Origin of the sequence: Ammoniphilus sp. YIM 78166, from assembly GCF_004522215.1 — a bacterium.
Taxonomy (GTDB): domain Bacteria; phylum Bacillota; class Bacilli; order Aneurinibacillales; family RAOX-1; genus YIM-78166.
This window is the reverse complement of the sequence record NZ_SDLR01000001.1, coordinates 404,471-427,286: the sequence shown is the minus strand read 5'-3', so window position 1 is coordinate 427,286 and position 22,816 is coordinate 404,471. Positions and strand designations below refer to the sequence as shown.

The following is a 22,816-nucleotide window of genomic DNA, read 5'->3' as shown; positions in this document are numbered from 1 at the left end:
CCCCCTATTGTTCTTCTTCATAACGTTTAGTTTAGCTGTTAATCCGAATAAAATCAATCCAATTACTAAATAACGTTCGTATTTAACCAGAGTTGAAGACCAATACGGGCAACACCAAAGGCATTGTCCCCTGAATAATAGGGTTCAGCAAAAAACAAGGTACAGCCTACGGCCGGATGCTCCAAGCGCTCTTTCAAGCGAGCTTTGATCCGAGCATTGGCGGCTACCCCTCCCACAATCAATACTTCTTTTGGGTGCCCCTGTTCCACCGCGTAACGGATCGTTTTTTCTAGGCTTTTGGCTATACACAGTTCTGTCGCTCTTGCAATCGCTGGCTTACTATAAGAGGCTTTATCAATGGCCCTCAAGAGCTGGGTTTCGGCACCCGATAAATGAAAATGATACCCCTTTCCAGTTGCAGGAACCCTCAACTCATCCTCGTGTACCTGATTGGCCAACTTTTCAAGATAAGGCCCACTCGGAAAAGGCAAACCCATGGCTACTCCAATCCGGTCAACGAGTTGGCCGGCATGCAGATCCAATGACCCACCTAGAATTTCGATATCATAGCCCTGCGCTGTTCTTCGACACTGTAGAAGCTCGCTTGTCCCACCGGAGAGGTGAAAAGCGAGAAAGTCATTTCCCGCCGGACGAGTCGTGACAGAAAACTCGCCAGCTGCAATATGCATTTCCTGATGACTTGTAGAATAAAAAGGTACACCAAGGAAGGTAGCTATTCCTCTCCCCCAGCTTTCACCCGCTGTAAAGACGGGCATATAAGAGCCTTCCACCGGGCGGGGTCGGGTACTAGCGATAACAGCGGCAATTTCATGGCCGGACCAAGACATTTTCTCTGCAAGCGTTGGGAGCCTTTGGATGTGCTGAAACAAGGCCTCCGATTGCTGGAGTCCTCTTTCCCCCGGCTTGACCGTCAGGAGCATCCTTTCCTCTGCTACGACGGCCCCTTCTTCATTGATAAGACAAAGGGAGGTACGATAATTGCTCGTATCCACCCCAAGGATCAATTTACTCACTTGGTATGACCTCTTCCGTCACTCCCAGCTTTTCCTTGACGAGGTTCGCCAGCACGGCATTGATATATTTCACAGACTCTTCCATTCCAAATGCTCGGCTCAATTCAATGGCTTCATTCACTGAAACCTTTTCCGGGATATCTTCAATGTAAAAAATTTCATAGGCGGCAAGCCTTAATATCGCACGATCTACGAAGCCTAGACGATCGAGCGACCAGTTACGCAAATATTTTTTAATCGACTCATCCAACTCTTCTTGATGTGAAAGGATGCCTTCCACCTGAGCCTGCAAATAATCACGATCCTGAGGTTCTAATGGCTCATCCGTAATAGCTTTAATTGCTTCTCTTGCATCAATGCCTCTCATGTCTATCTGATATAACACCTGAACAATTTTCTCACGCGCCTCACGACGTTTCATTGAATATCATCACCTTACCGTAAATGATTTTTAATTTAGCTTCCCCTAATTACAAAAGAAAAAAGGGCATTAGCCCTTCTTTAGTACTTGGTAAATTTACCGGGTAAAATACGATCCAGCACTTCAGTCAAACTTTCCCGATTATCGTATTTTCTACCGAAGTAAAAACCTGTAGCAACAAAAACTAAGATCACTACTGTATTAAAAAAGCCAATCCAGATGTACAGCAAACCTAATATTAAACCACTAAGGACTCCAATCGTTTTCCCCGGGTGTTCACGCAACAACTGCCAAAACATGGATTCCCCCTACTCTACTCGACTTAATCGAGTGGTTGGTTGTTGGGCAACTTCCGTAATCTTGACATCAACTTGTTTGACGTCCATACCAATAATGGCTTCTACTTGCTCTTTTACTCCTTTTTGAACCTCTTCAACTATAGTCGGTACGGGAGTTTCCCCATCGACAGAACATTTCATCAAGATGGAAGTACCTGTTTCATCGGTTCGTATAACGCTCTTCACCTCACGGACCCCTCGAACTCGACGAGACGCCTTAAGTGCGATGCTCTCGATAGTATTAACAGTAATGCTGACATGCCCCCAGTCTGTGCGTTGAGCGATAGCCTCTAGCTGTCCGCGGTCCTTGACCCGGCGGAATCCCTGCAGCAAAAACTTAAGGCTGATCAAGAAGAAAATGATCGCAGCACCTAAATACGCATACCTTAACGTTTCTGCCTCATATACCGCCAAGATATTTGCTTGAACCACTTCATACGGTATAAGGTTCATGGCCGCGGCAATCACAATAAGGGATAGAACGGTCAAGGCCAAACTGTAAAGGGACAATATTAAACGATCAAATAGGTTCAATGGCTTAGATCCCTCCTCCTACAAACATCTGAGTATGAAGCACGAAAGACCCCTTCCTAAAGGGGTCTGTCCGTCACCTATCTTACGCGGTGTGGCGGCTCTTCAACCTCCACTTTCTTCTCCGCTCTAAACTCAACATCAACAATGTGAACATTCACTTCTACGACCTTGAGACCAGTCATATTTTCGATAGCATGGCGCACATTTTCTTGAATATTGCGAGCTACCTCTGGGATCTTATATCCGAACTTTACAATGATATAAACATCCACAGCTGCTTCTTTCTTGCCTACTTCGACTTTTACCCCTTTAGCGAGGTTCTTTCTTCCTAGGCGCTCAGCAATATCTCCAACAAAACCGCCGCTCATATGAGCAACGCCATCCACTTCTGCTGCAGCCAAGCCCGTAATGACTTCAATCACTTCCGGTGCTATCTCGATTTTGCCTAGTTCGGTTTTTTCAAAATCTGCAATCATCTCCATGAATGTAACACCTCCTACTAAATTATAACAATGGAGTGCTTCTTTGACAATGCACTCATGCACCTGCAAATCTAAGGTTTAACTAGAAATAACGGTTGTCCATATTCTACAAGTTGACCATCTGTTGCTAACACCTTGACAACCTCTCCCGTGACTTCTGCTTCAATCTCATTAAACAATTTCATAGCTTCCACAATACATACAATGGTATTAGCCCCAACTCGGTCGCCTTCCTTAACAAACACAGGAGAGTTTGGATCCGGCTTCGAATAAAAGGTTCCAACCATCGGGGAGACGATCTTTAGTAAGTTCTCTTCTGCTGGCTGCGCTGTGGGAAGCTTAGGCGCAGGCGGTTGTGGCGCTGGTGGGTGAACCGGAACAGGAGCCTGAGCAGTCTGAATTGGAAGTGGGGCTGGCTGCACCGCAGGGGCAACTGGCACTTGTACTTCAGCTACTTGGTTTACACGTCCGCCCTTTTTCACACTGATCCGAAGCCCCTCGTGCTCCAAATCAAATTCCTGTACACTTGACTGGTCAAGCAACTTAATAATTTCTCTTATCTCATGCAATTTTAACATCATATGCCACTCCTACACTAAATATGGTACATTATATCACAATCTTCCAGCAAAGGCACAAATTTGAGACCCTTGTCACTGTAAAGACAAGGGTCTCTCCTTAAATCACTTATGGCTTATAGGTTACAACGATATTTTTGGAAGGGACCTCCATGTGCTGGGTCACAACCTTCATAATTTCTACCGCATTTTTTCTTTCCAGCTTCTGGGCCTGAACAATAACATTCACTCGATCTTCCTTGGAGATAATGACAGCCTCTTGATAGCCGAGTGCTTTGATTAAGCTTTCAACCGTCATCTCATTATCTTGCTGACTAACTAGCTTATCATAACTAGATTTAGCTTGAGCGATCGTATCCTTATTCGCATCCGCATTAGTCATAATGGTCAAGAGCTCTTCCATTTTTTGCGATTGCCATTCGTCTCTGGTCATTTTGGTCTCAATGAAATAATCGGAGGAGCCTCCTGGCATCATTTGAGCTTGCCCTTCTGTCACAGCCTTTTCGCCTACTTGCTTGCTATCTACCTGTAACTCTGGCCCTTCTTGTACAGGAGGATTCGTGGACGCAACAGGAACTTGTTCGATAGGACCTTGCACTAAATAATACGCGGATAATACGACCATAATGGTCAGCATGGAGAGTAACCAAACTGTTTGTTTTTTCAGTACCATACTCAGAAACCTCCCTAATTGACTGTTTTTTTTTATCCTATCCCTTTTTGGGCAAGATAGATATTTTATGCGGTTCCACATGAAGAACTTTTTGCACGGCATCCGTGATGAACGCCTTTACCTTCATGTTTTCCGCGCCTTTAGCAACGACAAGTACTCCTCTAACTCTGGGCTTTAAGCGTTTGAGCACAATCGGCTGCTCTCCTTCATCGGCTCGTATGATTACGACCTTCTCATCTCTTGTCGAGTCATTAATGTCTCTGGTGGCTTTTTCTTTATCCACTTCCTTGGTTGTCGAACTTCTTACGCTGATGTCCTTTTCTACAACCACCTCTTCTGTGGAGTCAAGATTAACCATCACCGACACTTCCCCAACCCCGAGAACCTCTTCGAGCATCCCTTTCAACTGCGATTCATAGAGCTCTTCATAATCAGCGATGGTCATGTCACTTGATTTTACTTTCGTTGAAAACACAGCTTGGTCAGCATGAGAAGAGACAGGATCCTCAGGAGGCTTTACTTCCTGACCAACAGACTGGAAGGAAGAAAACAACATAACAGCTACTCCAATTCCCCCAAGTACAATTAATTTCTGAAACGTACTGACGCGTTTTTTACCCTCCTCTCCATTTCCCCATTTTTCCTTTAGCTTGGAAAACCATCCTAACTTCATCAATTTTTATCCCTCCTCGTGGATCCCTTCAACCTTTGCGATAACTAAACTGCGGTCAATACTCCAGGTTTTTGCGATATCATCAGCGATTTCGTTTAGCAGCTTCCGATCTGAGGCGGATAGCTCAGGTGAGGTCGAGACAACCGATGCGTTCTGAGAAGATTCCCCGCTTACATTGATGGTAATCGGCTCAATGGGTCGAATAGGATCCTTCCCATTCTTCGGCCCAGTACCTTGTATATCTTTGTCCAATATTAATTGTACGGAGGAAATGACAGGATATTCCTGTTGCTTGTTCTTTTCTTTGTACAAGGTTACTTGTACGGATTTCACACGCATTCCATAGTCTTCTTCGACCTTGGCTTGTATCAGTTGTTCTAGCTGAGTGCGAACAAAATGCTCCGACTCCTGTTCATTTTGCTGCATTAATCGCTCGCCATATTTTTTTATTCGCTCCAGTTCATCCCCTGTCGAGTTGGTCTTCATATTCATAATTCGCAAAGCAATTTTATCCGCTGACAAATCCTTTTGGAAGAACTGGAGCAAAGGAGTAATGATCGTGAGCAGAATGAGAAGCCCCATAACCAAACGAACGTAACGTTGCATTCCCGTATTGGGGAGCAGCATGTCCAAAAACGTAGCGATCAGTACAATGAGTATAATAGTCTGTAGCCACTGGCTAAGTTCTGCAATCATCTTGTTTCACCTACCGAACCATGATGGATAAGTTCGCAGCCGTAATAATAATGGTGATAGCTAAAAAAAACATTAAACAAACCGTAGCCAATGCGGCAAAAACAAACATGAGGTTTTTTCCTATGGTCGACAGACAGCTGATAATCGGGCTGTTGCCAAGCGGCTGCAAGATGGCAGAAGATAGATTATAGACAAGTGCCAGGGCTATAATTTTGATAGCTGGGAAGGCACAGAGCATGATCAGGATAAACACCCCAGCCACCCCTACAGCGTTCTTTACCAACAAGGAGGCGCCAAGCACCGTATCCGTGGCATCTGCAAACATCCGTCCCACAACGGGTACAAAGTTGCTCGTAACATATTTAGCTGTTCTTACGGTAATCCCGTCCGCCACCGCACTCGTGGCCCCTTGCACGGAGATAATACCGAGAAAGATGGTAAGAAAGATTCCTAATAGCCCCAAACTCACATTTCTCAATAAGTTGGCTAGTTGAGTGACTTTATACTTGTCCGACAAAGAACTGACAATACTCAGCACGGCTGATAAAAAGAGTAAAGGAAAGATAACCGTCGAGATTACCGTGCCGCTCACATTGACCATAAAAATAATGAGAGGATGGAACATGGCTACAGAAGCCAGGTTCCCCATGGCTGCCAGCAGAGCCAAAACAATGGGCATCATTGCCATCATAAAATTAACCATGTCTCCAATCGCTTCTTGAGCATAGCCAATGGCAATTCGAAAGCTATTAATAGCTAGAATAATGAGGACCATGTAAGAGATCGCATAGGCGGTTTTACTTACTGAGTTTTGTTCAAAAGCGCTCTGCATCGTCTCCAAAATCATAGCGAAAACCGTAATGATGATAATGGTTCCTAGTAATTTCCCATTAATCAACAATTCATGGAATAAATACTTAAGCAGTCCCACCATCGCTTGCTTGATTGAAAACTCATCTCCGTGACTCACGATCAAGGATACGATTCCCGGATGCTCACTCCCTGGCAGGTACCCCTTATAGTTATTCATGAGATCCTTCCAAAACTCTTCTACTTGACCAAGATCCAATCGCTCCACCTGCGTCTGTACTACGGAATCCTGCACACTAGCGTGTACAGCCTGAATCGGAATAAGAACAAATAGTGTAATAAGAACGAGTCGGAACAAGTGCTTCATCTCTTATATCAGTCCTTTACGATGGGAATAAACTGATTACCGTTTCAATAATGACTGTAAGAATCGGTACAGCCATCACGAGAATCAGCACCTTCCCTGCCAATTCAATCTTCGACGCGATCGCCCCTTGTCCAGCATCCCTTGTTATTTGCGCCCCAAACTCTGCAATATAAGCAATCCCTATAATCTTTAGAATGGTCTCCAAGTAAATCATGTTAATGTTGGCCTGCATAGCCATTCGCTCTAGGATCCGAATCACTTCAGAAATCTTGCCAATGAGGAATAGGAAAATGATGATGCCTGTAACCAAAGCAATCATAAAAGCAAAGATAGGCTTTTGCTCTTTGATCGTTAGCGTTAAGATCGTCGCGACCAAGCCTAAACCGACGATTTGTATAATATCCATGGTTTCCCCCCCGTCCTATTTGAACAGGAACACGCGTTTTATTTCCTGGAACAAATCATTTACGTAGGAAGCGACCATATACAATACAATGACAACCCCTACCAAGGTAATCCAATCCGCCCAGTCTCCTTTACCGGCTTGCTTTAAGATGGTATGGATCATGGCAACAATAATCCCAATGCCTGCTATTTGGAAGATCGCGTTAATATCATACGGCATGCTGCTCCCACCCCTCAGTACATCAATATAACAGCTAATATCCCACTTAGTACCCCTAAGCTCTTGCACATCTTTTCATACTTTTGCTGTTCTGCCCTTGCGTCTTCCTCTTCTTTTTGCAAATTCAAGATCGCTAATCGGATATGCTTCTGCTGATCTAGCTTATCGCTTTTTCCCAGTACTTTCCCTAAATGCAGCAGGATTTCTTTTTCAGCTTGTTTCATCGTGGTTTTCGGCCACGTTTTTTCTATCCCCATCTCCCAACAGTCCATGGTGGACAATCCATCATATCTCGTGAGGTATTCAGCCGTTTGCACAAAGATGCTCCCGATTTCGTCCTGTACGCGTTTTCCTACGTGCTGCAGAGCTAGAGCCAAAGTAGTTGAACCATAGCAAATCTCGGTTTCCAATAATTGCAGAGCTACGCCAAGCCTTCTAATCTCCTTTGGGCGATTCGCATACATTTTTGCGGCTTGGAATCCCATCATGGTCGCGGAGAACAAAATAATACTGGCGCCAATAAGCTTCAGCAAGGCTTAAGCCACCCCATTCAACAACTGAAACTTCTCGTTGTAAACACTTTCTATCGTCCCCACTCCCCGGGATCGCCCAAGAAACACATATCTCTGGAACATTCCTTGACTAACCATCCGACTGATGGTCGGCCTCCGGTTTATATCCGTTAAGCTTGAACCATGAACAGAAGTGATCACGACGACACCAGCATTTAGTGCTTCCTGTATAGCCACAGCGTCTTCCGGTCGTCCAATTTCATCGGCGATAATGACATCGGGTGACATCGATCGAATGAGCATCATGATTCCCTCTGCTTTAGGACAAGCATCTAATACATCCGTTCTCGGGCCAACGTCCTTTTGGGGAACTCCAGCCACAGACCCTGCTAGCTCTGAACGCTCATCCACAATCGAAACCTTCCTACCCGAAGCATGAGTACTACCATAACTGATTACGCGGGCCAAGTCTCTTAAGTAGGTCGTTTTACCACATTGTGGAGGGGATACGAGTAGGGTATTCAAAAGGTTTCGTCCTTCTATAAGATAAGGGAGCAGGGGTATGGCTACTCCTTTTTTTTCTCGGGCGATCCGAACATTCATTCCGGATATATCTCGAATCGTCCTTACTTCACCACGCTCCACTAGCACCTTCCCAACCAGGCCAATTCGATGTCCCCCTGTCACGGTAACATATCCTCTTTTTAGCTCTTCCTCCAAAGCATAAATGGAATGCTGGCTTATAAGATTGACCATCTTGTCCACTTCCATTGCACTGATTTTCCACGCCTTTCCCGGATGACTGGTCAAGCTCCCATCCCTGCATAAGAAACGGGATACTTGTCCATAAATCAGCTCAAATGGCTGTTCCCTGCGGATACGGATCTCCTCCAACACGGAAAGAACGTCTTGCGGTAAGGATTGCATGAGCTCTCTTACTTGCTGCGGCAGTAACAACATAATTTGCGGATCCACTGTGTATCACCCCTAGTGCGGTTTGTACCGAAAGTTCGTCCTATTTATTCCCCATCTTATGCGCCACTGGGGTACAAATATGACAAAAGAAAAAAGACATCTCGCTAAGAGATGCCTTTTTAAAAAAATGTAAACTATGCTTCGTCAATCACATAATTCTCAAATTCGTCCATACCTTCTAGATCATCATTAACCAAAATGACTTCATGGCATTCAGGGCAGAGTACTTCCGCTACTAAATCATCTTCGAAGATATCTTGGTCGATACTTACAAGTTCCTGGCAATTCGGGCATTCGACATCGAAATAGCCTGTTTCATCGTCATCATACCCGCTCGTCTCATCAAGCTCATCATACACGCCATCCACATAGATGACTTCATCGTCGTCATCTTCATCATCAAAATAAATGACGTCTTCATCATCTTCATCATCCAGGTCGTATTCGTACTCATCATCGTCCATATCTTCCCAATCCAGATCGTCATCAAACAAAAAATCCTCAACGTCGTCCAGATCTTCATCGATGGCTTCCACGTACTCTTCCACATCTGCAAGATCTTCATCGATGGCTTCAATGTATTCTTCTTGCTCATCGATGCGGTCTTGCATCACAGACATGGAAATGACCATCTCTTCCATCAAATCCATCATCTCAACGATAATGCGACCCTCTTTTGTTTCTGTAGTCATGCCCAATCCATCAGCCATTCCCTGCAAGTATGCTAGGCGATTACGTAGTTGATCCATTTGAGCTGCCTCCTTCGATTCCCGCTTCTGACCCAGCTATTTAGATAATTGCTCTGGGGGTCTTTTCTAGTATGTCTTAGATCAAAAATATTTACACTAAACACATGATTAGACTGTCTAGAAGAAGGGATGAAGGTATGCCACATGTGTTAATTAACCGTGTCCCATTATATTATGAGCAAAAAGGTCAAGGTGAGCGCCATATCGTTTTTATACACGGGATGGGGCTATCCCATACCAACTGGATTGAACAAACCCGTTTTTTTCAGGATGGTTCAAGAATCCTCACTTATGACTTGCGTGGCCATGGGCGAAGCGGGATTTCTCCCCACCATTTGCAAGCTGAGTCTTATTTTCAGGTGTTAGCCGCAGATCTTAAAGACCTACTCGATTATTTGCAAATAGAGAGGACCATTCTAGTTGCCTATTCGACAGGAACCTTAGTGGCCTTACAGTTTCTTCTGGATTATCCGGAAAAAGCTTGGGGGGCAGTTCTTACTGGAGCTTTTCCTAAAGTTACAAACTTCTACCTCTATTCGAAGTTTGTTGGCAGCTTCTGTTTAAGTAAAATCCGTCGAAAAGATTGGCTATCCAAACAGGTTGCCAAGGCCAATGGAGCAACAAGGGAGCACCGACAACTATTTGAGTATGAAGCAAGGAAAGCACGTTTGAAGGAAACGAACCTCATGATCAAATCTTGTTTACAGTTTGATATTAGCGATCGCCTTTCTTCAATCCGAACCCCTACTATGCTTGTGTACGGCGGGAATGAGCGACACATGATGACGTACCGTCACCAGCTATTAACCTTGCTTCCCCAGAGTGAAGTCTGTCTTATACCTCATACGAATCATGCGTGCCCTACAAAAGGAAAAGAGCCCTTCAATAGGCTCCTAGAAAATTTTATAGATATGTATGATCCCAAGTCTCCTGCACTATCGGCTCTTCACCCCAATCAGGATACAGGCGACACCGAGCAGTATCCATATAATCTTAGTAAAGGAAATCTTGTCGGTAATCCCTACCAGGCCGATCGTGGTAGTCGCAATCAAAATCATTGGCCCCACTAAGGCAAGAGAACTATTGATTACTAATGCTTTTTCTACTTGGTTGAATTTGATCATCAACATGGCGGCTAAAATTTCGATGCTGCCTGACAATAGACGCAGGACAGCCATGCCTAAGACAGCTTTTTCCAACAAATGAAACATCCGCTCATCCTCCTGCACTTCCCATTTATCGATTCTGATGTCCTATACATATGCAATAAGGTTCAAGTCTAAGACAAGTTCCTTCACTAGGCATGAGCGCATATATTGAATGCAGTCGGGACGATAAGAATAAGTGAGGAGATACTATGTTGGAAGAATTCTGTTCACTCGAAGAATTAGCCCTGCAAGATCCATTAGGGGTAAGAAACCAACGCGCCTCTGATCAAGGAATTACTATGATTATTGATAAAGGATTAGGTGTGCGACAATTTCAAGACTTATTGGATACAGCGGGGGAATATATCGATTTTATCAAGCTTGGCTTTGGTACGACTGTTCTCTATCCATCAAGTATCTTACAAGAAAAGCTGCGTATTGCTGATCAGCATAGTGTGAGTGTGTATCCAGGCGGAACCTTTTTTGAGGTGGCTTTTCACCAAAATAAAGTGAAGGACTATCTCTTTACTATGAAGGGTCTAGGCTTCAACAAAGTGGAGATCTCCGATGGAACGGTAAATCTGCCACCAGATCAACGGCTGGAATCGATCTTGCAAGCACGCTCGATTGGGCTTTCCGTGATTACAGAATGCGGAAAAAAGGCGGCTGGATCCACCATTGATCCTGAGGCCCTCATCCAAACCCTGCTCTCCGATTTAAAGGCAGGCTCGAGCTATGTTATCGTCGAAGGCCGAGAGTCTGGTGAAAATGTAGGGATCTACGATGAAAAAGGGAATATCCAGGATGAATATTCGTTACTAATGGAACAAATCGAGCCATACATCAAGCAAGTAATCTGGGAGGCTCCTAAAAAAGACCAGCAAGTCGAGCTCATGAAATGGTTTGGACCTAATGTCAATCTGGGAAACATCCAGCCTGATGACATTTATTCTGTTGAATCCTTGCGCAGAGGCTTACGTTCTGACACCTTTTTTTGGGGTAACAAGGAGGGTAAACAGTGAAGGTCGAAGTTGTATCCCAGGTTGATGAACTCAAGCAAGAAGAAGTTAAAAACCGCACGGTGATTGTTATTGACGTGCTGCGAGCGTCAAGTACGATTGTTACTGCACTTGCTCAAGGGGTGGCGGAGGTCATTCCTGTTGAAACCATTGGTCAAGCCAGACATTTTCTAGGAGAGCAATACCTGCTAGCCGGTGAGCGTTATGGGAAAAAAATAGGAGGATTTCCGTTTTCCAACTCCCCAACCGAAATGTGTTCCGCACCACTAAAGGGGAATTGCCTGGTACTTACCACAACGAATGGGACACGTGCCATTCAAAAATCGCTAAAAGCTGAAGCGATATTGATTGGTTCCTTCTTAAACGGAAAATCATGTGCTGACCTCGCCCTTCGATTTCGCAGAGACTTGACTCTTCTCTGCGCTGGCTCCAGACAAAAATTCGCCTTAGAGGACGGCTTGGCAGCAGGCTATATCCTGTCGCTGATCTTATCTCAGCACCCGGAGGTTTGCACAAATGACTTGGGGCAGGCCATGTTCGCTGCTTATGAGTTTCACAAGGATCATTTGACCAAAACACTTCAAGAAACAGCAACAGGAAAAAGGTTATTAAGTGCGGGAAATCTGGCGGATATTGAGTATGCTGCCCAAAAAGATTTATACTCTTTTGTCCCGATCTTAAAGGAAGAATCTCTGATTATCCACTCCCCTATTCAAGAGCATGCATAAACGAAGAATAAACTCCCTTGTCCCTTCATACATTCTACAGAGACTTTGGGACAGGGGTAATGTCGATGACAATGATCAATGGGGAACTGCTGTTAGTTATATTGATTATTATCGGTTTAATAGGCCGTTCTAACATTATTGCCACAGCAGCAAGTCTCCTGCTTATATTAAAATTGACCTCACTCGAGCGGTTTTTTCCTGCAGTTGAACGAAGAGGGCTAGAACTAGGATTGCTCTTTTTAACCATGGCCGTCTTAGTTCCTTTCGCTAATGAAAAAATCAGCTGGAAAGATGTCACGCCACTTTTCACTACACCTTATGGGATTATGGCTCTTGCTGGAGGAGCTATTGCCACGTATATGAACGGAAAAGGCCTGGATCTTCTCCGTATGGAACCCCAGATGATCGTCGGATTAGTTATCGGCTCTATCTTCGGTATTATCTTTTTGAAGGGAATACCTGTGGGTCCTTTGATGGCAGCTGGGATTACAGCCTTGTTTGTCAAACTTGCTGAGTTATTCTTTAAATGGTAGCACACAAAAAAAGAAGCCACTTGGGCTTCTTTTTTATGCACGGGATAAATAATCTCCGCTTCTTGTATCGATAGAAAGCTTGTCGCCTTCGTTAATGAAGAATGGAACTTGAACAACGAGTCCTGTTTCCAATACAGCCGGCTTACTTCCGCCAGAAGCCGTATCGCCCTTGATGCCTGGCTCGGTTTCTTTTACGGTCAACTCTACTGTATTTGGCAGCTGAATACCTAGGATCTCACCTTCATACTGCATGATGGATACCATCATGTTTTCTAGAAGGAACTTTAGTTCTCTTTCTAGGCGAGTACCTGGAATGTTTACTTGGTCGTACGTAGATGTATTCATGAACACATGCTCATCTCCGCTGGCATATAGATATTGCATTTCGGCTGTTTCAATACGCGCACGAGCAACCTTCTCACCGCCACGGAACGTCGTTTCTTTAATTCCTCCGTTACGAAGATTTCTTAGCTTCGCACGAACAAAGGCCGCACCCTTTCCTGGCTTCACATGCTGGAATTCAATTACTTGCAGAATGTCACCGTCTACCTCAATGGTAAGGCCGGTACGAAAATCATTTACTGAAATCATGTTGTTTCCTCCTGAACAATATTCCTATAATATGACGAGCTCTTTGGTTGAGTGGGTGATGATTTCGCAACCATTTTCCGTAATGATGATATCATCTTCAATTCGGACTCCCCCAAGCTGGGAAACATAAATACCGGGCTCGACGGTCACCACCATACCAGGTTTTAGTACCACATCACTTTTAGATGATAACCCAGGACCCTCATGCACTTCAAGTCCTATTCCATGACCAGTGCTATGTCCAAAATATTCCCCAAATCCCGCTCCGGAAATCACGCTTCTGGTAAGGGCATCGGCTTCTTTTCCTGTCATGCCTGCTTTAATCCCATTTACCCCTGCTAACTGCGCCTGAAGAACCGTGTCATAGATCTTCCGAAGCTGATCACTAGGCTCTCCTACCGCCACTGTACGTGTAAGATCTGATACGTAACCCTTATAATAAGCCCCAAAATCTAAGGTAACAAGCTCTCCTTGCTGTATAATCTTGTCGCTGGCTACACCATGAGGGAGTGCTCCTCTTTCCCCTGATGCCACAATGATGTCGAAGGAAGAAGACTTGGCCCCTAATTTGCGCATGTGGAATTCCAGCACAAGTGAAACCTCTAGCTCCGAAACACCAGGTCGGATAAAGCCTAAAATATGTTGAAATGTACGATCTGCAATCTCACAAGCTTCTTTAATAATGGCAATCTCATCAGCAGTCTTCACCATTCTGAATTCTTCCACCATGCCTTGGATGCCTATCCATTCCGCTTGATCATGGCTGGCCTTTAAACTTTCATACAAGGAAAAGGACACGAACTGCTTCTCAAATCCCACTTTCTTTGCTCCTAGCTTGGCTAGCTGAGTTCCTACTTCATCTACTATGGATGCAACATGTCGGATTACGCTCCAATCTGGAGCTTGTTCGTTTGCTTGATCAATATAACGAAAATCTGTAATAAGCAAGGCATGCTCATTCGTGATCAGAAGGTATCCTGCGCTTCCCGTAAATCCGCTCATATAACGACGATTGTAAGGACTCGTGATAATCAAGCTATCCAATTCATTCTCTTCCATACGTCTTCGCAGCTCTATTAATCGTTCCTTCATCCTTTGCTGACCTCCCCTTCCACTGGTCATCCATCTCCTATTTATTGGAGAAAGAGGGAATTACCTTGCCCATTTTATCATAAGCCCATCTTTTTGAATACTATCTTACAGCGTTATCCCTGCTAGAAAACTCTGTTGAAAGTGAAAACCCAATAAACAAACCCCAAAGGATAAATAAACAGAGCTCCGTAGCGAAGGTATTCATACCAATCAGATGAATGGGTTGTTTGGTTAAACCCAGCAAAGGGCTAAGGCCATAAAAAAATAACAGAAAGACCCCACCACCCAAGGCCACTCCGATAAGCGGACTGTAGAAATGGGCTAGGGTGAATACATAAGCCAGGGACACAAGGATGGAAAATACGATAGCGACGCCAATGCCCATAAAATGAGCAAAGGGCTGGTCCAACGACTCTTGTGAAATGAAGGGCTTAGCGAACAACGATGGTCCCAATTTAGAAAAATTCATAAAATAGGCCGCATAACCAACCAAAGTCCAAAATGCCCCTCCAACCGCTCCGATCATAAGAGCAGATTTAAGCTTCCGTTCCTTCACATTCTTCTTGTCTTCTGTCATGAAAAAAAAACCTCCGTCAATTATTCAAGCCTAGTATGCCCCCCTGTTCCGTAGAAAAAACAAAAAACCAGAATGGAGAAACCATTCTGGTTTGAACGCTTTTATTTATGCTCTGCCAACCATGCTGCCACAAGTTCAGCGTCCGCACCTTGCAATAATTTAGGAGGCATGCTGCCTTTACCGTTTGTAATAACCCCTAAGATTTCATCCTGAGACAGCTTAGATCCGACCTTGCTTAGCGCAGGCCCCATTCCACCGGATAAATCATTGCCATGACAGGCCGCACATGATTGGTTATATTTCGCTTCCGCTGCCGTCGCATCTACAGTTCCTCCTGCAGCTGGCTGTTCGGCTGCCGGTTGCTCTGCTGCCGGTTGTTCTGCAGGTGCCGGCGCAGGTTCTGCCTGTTGACCACCTCCACAAGCAGCTAGAGCACCGATTAATGATAGGCTTAATACCATAGAGAATAAACGTTTCATTCTTTCACCCCCTCCAACTCTCATATTACTTATCTTATCCTCCTTTATACAAGAGCAATCGGTAAATGTTGCTAATTGTTCACATTTATCCTTCACCTCATTGGATTTCACAAAAATTTACAAATAATCGGGTATAATCCACTGGCAATACAAGCCCAAAATGATGTAAAATAAGAGGAAATACACTATTTCCCTTCCTTATTAGGGAAGCAGGTAGGAAAGGAAGATACCCCCTTGTCACAGCAAAAACCGAATGCATACGGAGGGCAAGCCGTTGTTGAGGGCGTCATGTTTGGTGGGCGCAAGGTCATCGTTACCGCCATCCGCAGGAAGGACGACTCCATCGAATACCTCGAAGAGGAACGAAAATCCAATCCAACACTGAACAAGCTAAAGAAAATTCCTTTTATCCGAGGCATCGTCGGTTTGATTGAAGCCAGCGCCAATGGCTCTAAGCATCTCAATTTCTCTACGGAACGCTATGATGTTGACCCTGGAGAGGAAATGAAAGAAGAAGAAAAAGACTCTTCCTGGAATCTAACCATGGTTCTAGGCGTCGCTGTGGTTGGTGTACTTTCGTTTATTTTTGGTAAGCTCATCTTCACTATTGCTCCAGCTGTATTGGCAGATGTCTTGTTTACTCGATGGGTAACCAACAATATTCTTCAGAACCTGATCGAAGGCGCAATTAAGATTCTTCTTTTACTAGCTTATTTATTTGCCATTTCACAGACTCCACTGATAAAAAGACTGTTTCAATATCATGGTGCTGAACATAAAGTAATTAATACCTATGAAGCCGGTGTCGAATTAACGGTAGAGAATGTGCAGAAGTCCTCTACCCTCCATTATCGTTGTGGAAGCAGTTTTATTATCTTCACGGTTCTCGTAGGCGTGGTTATTTATTCATTCTTTCAATATGACACATTATGGGAAAGAATCTATCAGCGTATCCTCCTTCTTCCCGTCGTCATTGGCGTATCATACGAGGTACTACAATTCTCCAATAAACTGAGGGACGTACCCCTCTTGCGTTGGCTAGGATACCCAGGTCTCTGGCTGCAGAAGCTTACGACTAAGGAGCCTGAAGATAAGCAAGTAGAGGTAGCTATCGCATCCTTCAACAAAATGGTAGAACTAGATCAAGGAAAAGAGCTCCAGCAACGTATAGCAACTACGGGTTGATGATAAAGCTTGGGATATACATGATTCCCATAAGTGAAGATGAGGTGAGGCACTTTGACCAACAACACCAAATTATTTTTCATCGTACTGTTTTCACTAGCTGCGATCGGGCTAGTGAAAATTCTTCAAACCAACCCTACAACGCTCTTTATCAGCATTGCCTTTACGGTAGGTATCATTTATCTCCTTACGCGCTTCATGAAACCGAAACGACCAACGGATAAAGGTTACCAAAAAGCCCTGAAGAGCCAAAAGAAAAAGGGAAAAATGACTTCTAATGAAATGCAGAAGCTAACACGGCTGAAGAAACCTACCCGTGACGTTCCCTTTAAGGTTATCGAAGGAAATAAAAAAGGCAAGTCTAGCAAGGAAAACCAAAATCGAAGCAATTTTCATTGAAAAGGAAAAAGAAAGAGACCTATCAGACATGATCTGGTAGGTCTTTTTTTTAATCCTTTTTACTCTTATCAGGATCCACCTGTTCGTCCAACGCCTTAAGCTGGTGTAAATCTTGAAGTCTTGAAGGATCCTCGTTAAAATATTGTACTAAATATTCGATGCACGTTATGGCATCCCAACTTAAATGATGTTCAATCCCCTCAACATCATGATAAATTTGTTCTTCTGGAACTCCGATAATCTGGAGAAAATCCTCTAACAACGCGTGACGATCGACTAGGCGCTTGCCCGCTTTTTTACCCTTAGCGGTAAGAACCAGCCCACGGTATTTCTCATAAACTAGGTATTTATTTTGATCAAGCTTTTGGACCATTTTAGTGACAGAAGAGGGGTGTACCGAAAGAACTTCAGCAATATCAGATACTCTGGCATATCCTTTTTCTTCGATGAGTGTATAAATTTTCTCCAAATAATCTTCCATGCTTGGAGTTGGCATGCAAATCCCCCCAAAACCACCATTTTTGTCCCTATTCAGCAAGACTAATATTACCTTATGTTGGCACCTTGAATCAAGTGAATTTCGACTCTTTAATGAAATAATAAACGATGAGGTGATCAAACTTGTCTACTCTCGTCCTTGAAAGAAAAGAGAAAGAGGGTTCTAAACCACAGCACGTCAATAAGCCCTTTATCCCGGATGTTGTATTTTTCGAGCCACAAGCTCTGGACTACCCGCTAGGCAAAGAATTGATGGCTAAGTATAAAGCAACCAATATCCCGATTCAAATGACCACCTCTCACAATCAAGTCCGCGGCATTCAAGGGGAGTCAGGATCCCCCGAATGGTATCGCAATGCCAAGCGTACCCTCGTCGTGGGAGTGAAACGTTCTTTAAAATTTGAACCGTCTAAGCCCTCTGCTGAATATGCCATTCCTCTGGCAACTGGCTGTATGGCTCATTGTCATTACTGCTACCTGAATACGAATGTAGGAACCAAACCCTATATTCGTGTCTATGTGAACCTCGAGGAGATTTACGGCCAAGCGGAAAAATACATGCGAGAGCGTGCTCCAGAAATTACCCGCTTCGAAGCCGCGTGTACGTCAGACCCAGTAGGGATTGAGCATATTACAGGATCGCTTAAAAAGACCATTGAGTTTTTTGGCCAACAGGAACTGGGCCGTCTCCGCTTTGTTACCAAGTTTGCGAATGTAGACTCGTTGCTGGATGCGAAGCACAATGGTCACACTCGTTTTCGCTTCAGTATTAATGCGGACTATGTGATCCGAAATTTTGAGCCGGCAACCTCCTCTTTCTTAGACCGGATAGAAGCAGCCAAAAAAGTGGCTGAAGCTGGTTATCCTTTAGGGTTTATCGCTGCACCTTTATACCGTTTTGATGGATGGAAAGAGGGGTATCAAGACTTATTTGAGAGGCTGTCTCGTGCACTTCCTGCCTCAGCGACCAAGGATCTAACCTTTGAGTTGATCCAGCATCGTTTTACTAAGGTAGCCAAGAATCTCATCTTGGGCCGTTATCCTAAAACCAAGCTGGAGATGGATGAAACGAAGCGCCAATACAAATGGGGAAAATATGGTCGTGGCAAGTATGTCTACAAGAAAGACGAAGCAGCAGAGCTCCAACAGCATCTAGAAAGCCTGGTCCATGCCTACTTCCCGCAGGCCCAGATTGATTACTTTACTTAGAAATGTCGCCGGTATGAGTACCATTTCAGCCGGTAACAAAAGAGGCTGTTCCCAAAATAGGGATCAGCCTCTCTTCATTACGCTTGCAATGCCTCAAGCTCTTCTAGCATCGACTCCAAGTGATTAATATCCACCTTATCTTCTAATGCACTAATCACACCCGCGTAATACTCTTCCATCTGCTCTAATAGCTGTTGTCTCTTTTCTTCCACGTGCCCTTCAAACTCACCACGATAGAATTCCTTCAACTGAGTCAAAGCCCCTTGCAGGTAAGCTGATACAGGTTCTCCCAACCATTGCTCGAAGCTATCGCGCATTTGGTCACGTCCCCCTTGCTCGAAGAACTGCTTGGTAGACTTGAACTGGCCTAGGATTCGTTTTACCGAAGAAGGCTCATAGGCGAGATTCTCAGGGAATTCCGGTACTTCTAACTTATAGGCTTGATACGGCAGCTCGAAGTCAGCTGCCAAATGCTCCATAAGCTCGGTTACGAGCTGGGCGGTTATCGTGTTGCATGTTTTCTCCATACGTAGAGAAGTTGCTCTTAACTCCTGGCTCAGGGAGAAAACAATGTTGCGGATCATCTCATCAAAGCATTGCTGCAACGTCGTCTTCATATCTCTTCCTTTTTCTTCCTTAAGCACCGCAGGGTTAAAGGACAGCGTAAACCACTCGTTTACCTTATAGAACAATCTCTGCTTTACGTAATACAGAAGTTCATCCACTTCCTTTTCCACTGCTGCGCTTTCCCGGGTATACGCAACACCCGTAATGCGCTCGGTGTCTTCCTGCTTCCGTTGCAGGAAATGAGCTCTCTTTTGCTGCTTGACCTCTTCTCCTTCCTTAGCTGCCTCGATAAAGGAATGGAGCGCCGTACTTGAACGTTTCATTTCGTTGCGCGCAGCCTGAACAGCGACATCCGTTAATTCTTCAATGGTAAAGCGAATAAATTCCTGTTCAAAGGTTTGGAAGCCTGAATAGGATAAGGCCGCTTCCGGAGTCATCAGCTGGTCCGTAGAACCAGTACGCTCCTGATAGACGCGTTTAGCTGATTCGTTTAGCTTTCCAGCTGCCAACATTCTCGCTAATAGTGCCGTCTGACTGGATACCGGATAAAGACGTGGGTTACGGATCCCGCAGGTTAAGAGATTATCTCTTACATGACCGACAACTCCAAGCAATTCATCCTTGGACTTCGCTAAGTCAGCCGCATTGACCAAGAAAAACATTTTATCCATTTCAAAGGTATCCTTCACGCGACCAAGCTGTTGCAAGAACTCGCGATCCGCATGAGAGAAGGCATGGTTGTAGTACGTGACAAACAGCACCGCATCGGCGTTTTTAATGTAATCAAAGGCAACACCTGTATGACGGGCATTAATTGAGTCTGCTCCTGGCGTATCAACCAAGGAAATACCCTGATCGGTGAGCGGACAGGAATAGTAGAGCTCGATCCACTCGACGAAGCAAGCTTTATCTTCCCTGGCTACCAGTTCCTTAAACTCCTCCATGCCAACTAACAGCTCTTGATCGTAATGCGCCGACATCTCAGCAAGACCTTTTTTCACGGCAACCAGGAAGGAGTAATGAGGCTTAGCTGAAGGCAAAATCTCATCGATATCAATTCGGTCCACCTTCGTAATGGCCTCTTGGATAGACTGGGCCTCAATTCGGAAGATCGCGAGGGACTGCAAAACATCCTTCGTCATATCTGCCTCGCTCTTGGTCTTCACTCTTACGGTGCCGTGAGGGAACTGAGCCGTTGGCGGTAAGATCTTATTGATGGTCGCTGTCGTTGGATTCGGGGACACAGGTAGGATCATGTCACCCATCATCGCATTCGCGAAAGAAGACTTTCCTGCACTGAAGGCACCGAATAGCGCCACAGTAAATAAGTTTTGCTCGAGGCGGTCTGCTCGCACTCTCATCTGTTTGGCTGCTAACGCCTGACCTTTTAAGCTTTCTACAATTCCTGCAGCCGTACGCAAAGCTTCTGCCGTAGAAACCAGTTTAGATTTATAGTCTTCTTTAAAAGGGGATAATTCGGTTTTCTTTTCTTCCTCCAAAACAAGCGATTCGACTTTTTCTTTTTTCACCAGGGTTGGAGCTTGGCTTTCCTTCCATGAGCGCCGGACAGGGGCAACAGCTGCGCCTATCGATTGTTCTGCTGGCTTACCCTCGTTCACATCATCTAAAAGCAAGTCTTCTTTAAGCTGATAGATATACGCTTCTTCCTCATTCGTTAGCTTACGTAAGGCTTCCATGGATTCTTTGACTTTTAGAACCGCTTCGCCCTCTACTCTTAGCTGATGTTCCAGCTCCCTAGTCTCTTTCGTGTAAAGGTCGACAAGCTCATCAATGAATTCGATGCCTATTCGTCGATATCTCGCCTTGACCTCATCCGCAAGATCTCGGCAGTAGTTCAAAACTGCATCCCCTGTCAGTCTTGCTCCTTCTTTGATCTTGGAAGCTAATAGATCTCCCGTGATCGGAACCTCAGCGTGCTCTACGCGTTGCTGAAAATCCTCTTCGACCTTGAGCTTGGCTTCTTTAGGAAGACGGAGAAAAATATCTTTAAAATGCCACTGAAGATTGGCTTTCACCTGCTCCTCTACTTCTTGCTGGAAGGCGGCTAAACGCGCCTCTTTCTCCTGCTGGGTTTTACCCGCTGTAAACAAGAAGCCTACTTTAAACCCTGGCTGACAGCTCTCTAGGTATTTGTTGGCTAGATCACGCATGGAATAAGGCGTAATGTTCGCATTATCCAGGAGAGCTTGCAATTCTTTTTGGAGATCGTTTCGAAGCTTCACAGGAGCTTGAGCTGCATCCCTGATTTTCTGAGTCAAGGAAGCATAGGCCATCTCTACTTCTTTGCTGTTCGCTGAACCAATCACGGCCTCATGATGTGCTTTTTCCGAACGACTTTGACCTAGGATAAACTCATCATGATCATTGACAAGATCTAAAGCGGACCGCAGCACACTTTCCTGCAGGACTTGATCCTTATTCGCAAATAAAGAGTAAAGACGGTCGTGCATCTCTTCGATTTGGTTCTCGGGATGATCAGGAACCTTTAGCGTGGTATAGAAGGTCGCATCCGGTTCAACACCCCACTGGGCAAAGGCATCGGAAACACTTTGGCGGAACGAAGAAAAATCAAGTTCCAAGTCAAAATGCTTATCAATCTGATTAATGACCAGGAATAACGTTTTACCCTTTTCCTTCAGGGTTTTCGTAAACTGGAAATTGATTTCCGATTGGACGTGATTGTAATCCATCATATACACGACGACGTCTGCTAAGTGCATCGCAGACTCTGTGGCTACCTTGTGAGCAGCGTCCGTTGAATCGATACCAGGGGTATCTAACAGAGTAGCGCCATTGATGAGAAAATCATTCGGATGCTGGATTTCTACACTAATGACTTCATCGCCATCTTTACAAAACTCTTTAAGCTTATCAAGCTCTTGGATGTAATCAAAAGTCACCGGCGGCTTATTTTTAAACGTGGCGACTGCCTTGGATTCCCCGGACTTGACCTTTACTACATTGGCACTCGTAGGAATGGGGCTAGATGGAAGGATTTCCTTCCCCATCAAGGTATTGATCATCGTGGATTTTCCTGCGGAAAAGTGTCCGCAGAAAGCCAGTACAAATTCACCGGTCTTCCATTTGTCCTCAAGCTGACTCATTTTTTCTGCATTGAGATGGTCTCCCTTTGCACGAAAGGTCTCCTGCAGTTCCTTCAGCCGACGCTGAAGGGTTCCTTTTCCTAATTGGACTTGCCCATCCTCCAACCGTTCTAACAAGCTCTCTACACTCATCTTGGATCACCTATGTCTCTAGATTGTTTTTTTCAAGATCATTTTCTTACATTTTAAGCAATTATGA

At 44.7% G+C, this 22,816-nt stretch carries 28 protein-coding genes and 1 pseudogene; 7 read left to right on the top strand and 22 right to left on the bottom strand.

Translation table 11 applies throughout. The annotated features are described in order from the left end of the window. Positions 1 to 65 precede the first annotated feature (65 nt). From EIZ58_RS02020 to EIZ58_RS01950, 15 genes are all read right to left on the bottom strand, one after another. Positions 66 to 1,034, bottom strand: a complete 969-nt coding sequence (locus EIZ58_RS02020) for a tRNA (adenosine(37)-N6)-threonylcarbamoyltransferase complex transferase subunit TsaD (RefSeq protein ID WP_134698845.1) — start codon at positions 1,032 to 1,034, stop codon at positions 66 to 68. Next, a complete protein-coding gene (nusB, locus tag EIZ58_RS02015; RefSeq protein ID WP_134698844.1) occupies positions 1,027 to 1,455 on the bottom strand; it encodes a transcription antitermination factor NusB in 429 nt (142 codons plus the stop codon). Before nusB ends, EIZ58_RS02020 begins: the two co-directional genes overlap by 8 nt. An 80-nt stretch (positions 1,456 to 1,535) precedes the next feature. Beyond that, the gene (locus EIZ58_RS02010) at positions 1,536 to 1,754 is read right to left on the bottom strand and encodes a DUF2273 domain-containing protein (RefSeq protein ID WP_134698843.1); all 219 of its coding nucleotides are present in this window, start codon (positions 1,752 to 1,754) and stop codon (positions 1,536 to 1,538) included. Between the two features lie 9 nt (positions 1,755 to 1,763). Continuing rightward, entirely contained in the window at positions 1,764 to 2,327 is a 564-nt protein-coding gene (gene amaP / locus EIZ58_RS02005) for an alkaline shock response membrane anchor protein AmaP (RefSeq protein ID WP_134698842.1), read from the bottom strand. Between the two features lie 77 nt (positions 2,328 to 2,404). Beyond that, positions 2,405 to 2,809, bottom strand: a complete 405-nt coding sequence (locus EIZ58_RS02000) for an Asp23/Gls24 family envelope stress response protein (RefSeq protein ID WP_134698841.1) — start codon at positions 2,807 to 2,809, stop codon at positions 2,405 to 2,407. Positions 2,810 to 2,880: 71 nt separating this feature from the next. Further along, on the bottom strand, positions 2,881 to 3,387 hold the full coding sequence (accB, locus tag EIZ58_RS01995) for an acetyl-CoA carboxylase biotin carboxyl carrier protein (RefSeq protein WP_134699603.1): 507 nt from the start codon (positions 3,385 to 3,387) through the stop codon (positions 2,881 to 2,883). 109 nt (positions 3,388 to 3,496) lie between these two features. After that, a complete protein-coding gene (locus EIZ58_RS01990) occupies positions 3,497 to 4,060 on the bottom strand; it encodes a SpoIIIAH-like family protein (RefSeq protein WP_167577440.1) in 564 nt (187 codons plus the stop codon). Between the two features lie 37 nt (positions 4,061 to 4,097). Next, on the bottom strand, positions 4,098 to 4,733 hold the full coding sequence (spoIIIAG, locus tag EIZ58_RS01985) for a stage III sporulation protein AG (RefSeq protein WP_134699602.1): 636 nt from the start codon (positions 4,731 to 4,733) through the stop codon (positions 4,098 to 4,100). 6 nt (positions 4,734 to 4,739) lie between these two features. Then, a complete protein-coding gene (spoIIIAF, locus tag EIZ58_RS01980; RefSeq protein ID WP_134698839.1) occupies positions 4,740 to 5,429 on the bottom strand; it encodes a stage III sporulation protein AF in 690 nt (229 codons plus the stop codon). A gap of 10 nt (positions 5,430 to 5,439) precedes the next feature. Continuing rightward, positions 5,440 to 6,606 (bottom strand): stage III sporulation protein AE, encoded by a 1,167-nt coding sequence (gene spoIIIAE, locus EIZ58_RS01975; protein WP_134698838.1) that lies wholly within the window; start codon positions 6,604 to 6,606, stop codon positions 5,440 to 5,442. Positions 6,607 to 6,622: 16 nt separating this feature from the next. Beyond that, positions 6,623 to 7,012: a stage III sporulation protein AD gene (spoIIIAD, locus tag EIZ58_RS01970; RefSeq protein ID WP_134698837.1), complete on the bottom strand. Its 390-nt coding sequence runs from the start codon at positions 7,010 to 7,012 to the stop codon at positions 6,623 to 6,625. A 15-nt stretch (positions 7,013 to 7,027) separates the two neighbouring features. Beyond that, positions 7,028 to 7,231 carry a stage III sporulation protein AC gene (spoIIIAC, locus tag EIZ58_RS01965; protein WP_134698836.1) on the bottom strand — a complete coding sequence of 68 codons (204 nt, stop codon included), beginning with the start codon at positions 7,229 to 7,231 and terminating at the stop codon, positions 7,028 to 7,030. A 14-nt stretch (positions 7,232 to 7,245) separates the two neighbouring features. After that, entirely contained in the window at positions 7,246 to 7,764 is a 519-nt protein-coding gene (spoIIIAB, locus tag EIZ58_RS01960) for a stage III sporulation protein SpoIIIAB (protein WP_134698835.1), read from the bottom strand. 3 nt (positions 7,765 to 7,767) lie between these two features. Next, entirely contained in the window at positions 7,768 to 8,703 is a 936-nt protein-coding gene (gene spoIIIAA / locus EIZ58_RS01955) for a stage III sporulation protein AA (protein WP_134699601.1), read from the bottom strand. Between the two features lie 149 nt (positions 8,704 to 8,852). Then, a complete protein-coding gene (locus tag EIZ58_RS01950) occupies positions 8,853 to 9,467 on the bottom strand; it encodes a CD1247 N-terminal domain-containing protein (RefSeq protein ID WP_134698834.1) in 615 nt (204 codons plus the stop codon). Between the two features lie 104 nt (positions 9,468 to 9,571). Here EIZ58_RS01950 and EIZ58_RS34305 point away from each other — a divergent pair. Next, positions 9,572 to 10,318 (top strand): annotated as a pseudogene (locus EIZ58_RS34305) (alpha/beta fold hydrolase); the annotation flags it as partial. An 84-nt stretch (positions 10,319 to 10,402) separates the two neighbouring features. On the opposite strand, the gene EIZ58_RS01940 reads toward EIZ58_RS34305, so the two are convergent. Beyond that, positions 10,403 to 10,678 (bottom strand): YqhV family protein, encoded by a 276-nt coding sequence (locus EIZ58_RS01940; protein WP_205672093.1) that lies wholly within the window; start codon positions 10,676 to 10,678, stop codon positions 10,403 to 10,405. Between the two features lie 149 nt (positions 10,679 to 10,827). Here EIZ58_RS01940 and comA point away from each other — a divergent pair, with 149 nt between their 5' ends. The 3 genes from comA to EIZ58_RS01925 all read left to right on the top strand — a co-directional run bounded on the left by comA (position 10,828) and on the right by EIZ58_RS01925 (position 12,895). Then, on the top strand, positions 10,828 to 11,637 hold the full coding sequence (gene comA, locus EIZ58_RS01935) for a phosphosulfolactate synthase (RefSeq protein ID WP_205672091.1): 810 nt from the start codon (positions 10,828 to 10,830) through the stop codon (positions 11,635 to 11,637). Continuing rightward, positions 11,634 to 12,362, top strand: a complete 729-nt coding sequence (locus EIZ58_RS01930) for a 2-phosphosulfolactate phosphatase (protein WP_134698831.1) — start codon at positions 11,634 to 11,636, stop codon at positions 12,360 to 12,362. The genes comA and EIZ58_RS01930 overlap by 4 nt, the downstream gene beginning before the upstream one ends. Before the next feature lie 71 nt (positions 12,363 to 12,433). Further along, positions 12,434 to 12,895 carry a DUF441 domain-containing protein gene (locus EIZ58_RS01925; RefSeq protein WP_134699599.1) on the top strand — a complete coding sequence of 154 codons (462 nt, stop codon included), beginning with the start codon at positions 12,434 to 12,436 and terminating at the stop codon, positions 12,893 to 12,895. A gap of 33 nt (positions 12,896 to 12,928) precedes the next feature. Here the strand turns inward: EIZ58_RS01925 and efp are convergent, their stop codons facing one another. The 4 genes from efp to cccB form a co-directional block, all read right to left on the bottom strand. Further along, positions 12,929 to 13,486 (bottom strand): elongation factor P, encoded by a 558-nt coding sequence (gene efp / locus EIZ58_RS01920; RefSeq protein WP_134698830.1) that lies wholly within the window; start codon positions 13,484 to 13,486, stop codon positions 12,929 to 12,931. 24 nt (positions 13,487 to 13,510) lie between these two features. Beyond that, positions 13,511 to 14,578 carry a M24 family metallopeptidase gene (locus EIZ58_RS01915; RefSeq protein ID WP_134698829.1) on the bottom strand — a complete coding sequence of 356 codons (1,068 nt, stop codon included), beginning with the start codon at positions 14,576 to 14,578 and terminating at the stop codon, positions 13,511 to 13,513. 100 nt (positions 14,579 to 14,678) lie between these two features. Next, the gene (locus EIZ58_RS01910) at positions 14,679 to 15,155 is read right to left on the bottom strand and encodes a YqhR family membrane protein (protein WP_134698828.1); all 477 of its coding nucleotides are present in this window, start codon (positions 15,153 to 15,155) and stop codon (positions 14,679 to 14,681) included. A gap of 101 nt (positions 15,156 to 15,256) precedes the next feature. Continuing rightward, positions 15,257 to 15,634, bottom strand: a complete 378-nt coding sequence (gene cccB, locus EIZ58_RS01905; RefSeq protein ID WP_134698827.1) for a cytochrome c551 — start codon at positions 15,632 to 15,634, stop codon at positions 15,257 to 15,259. 234 nt (positions 15,635 to 15,868) lie between these two features. Between cccB and EIZ58_RS01900 the strand changes: the two genes are divergently transcribed. Then, on the top strand, positions 15,869 to 16,819 hold the full coding sequence (locus EIZ58_RS01900) for a DUF1385 domain-containing protein (protein WP_240688917.1): 951 nt from the start codon (positions 15,869 to 15,871) through the stop codon (positions 16,817 to 16,819). A 54-nt stretch (positions 16,820 to 16,873) separates the two neighbouring features. After that, the gene (locus EIZ58_RS01895; protein WP_134698826.1) at positions 16,874 to 17,218 is read left to right on the top strand and encodes an SA1362 family protein; all 345 of its coding nucleotides are present in this window, start codon (positions 16,874 to 16,876) and stop codon (positions 17,216 to 17,218) included. Between the two features lie 49 nt (positions 17,219 to 17,267). Here the strand turns inward: EIZ58_RS01895 and mntR are convergent, their stop codons facing one another. Further along, positions 17,268 to 17,714, bottom strand: coding sequence for a transcriptional regulator MntR (gene mntR, locus EIZ58_RS01890; protein WP_134698825.1), 447 nt, complete (start codon positions 17,712 to 17,714; stop codon positions 17,268 to 17,270). Between the two features lie 125 nt (positions 17,715 to 17,839). Between mntR and splB the strand changes: the two genes are divergently transcribed. Continuing rightward, complete coding sequence (gene splB, locus EIZ58_RS01885) at positions 17,840 to 18,925, top strand: spore photoproduct lyase (RefSeq protein WP_134698824.1); 1,086 nt, start codon at positions 17,840 to 17,842, stop codon at positions 18,923 to 18,925. Between the two features lie 77 nt (positions 18,926 to 19,002). Here splB and EIZ58_RS01880 read toward each other — a convergent pair whose 3' ends face one another. Beyond that, positions 19,003 to 22,749, bottom strand: a complete 3,747-nt coding sequence (locus tag EIZ58_RS01880) for a dynamin family protein (protein ID WP_134698823.1) — start codon at positions 22,747 to 22,749, stop codon at positions 19,003 to 19,005. Positions 22,750 to 22,816: the final 67 nt, after the last annotated feature.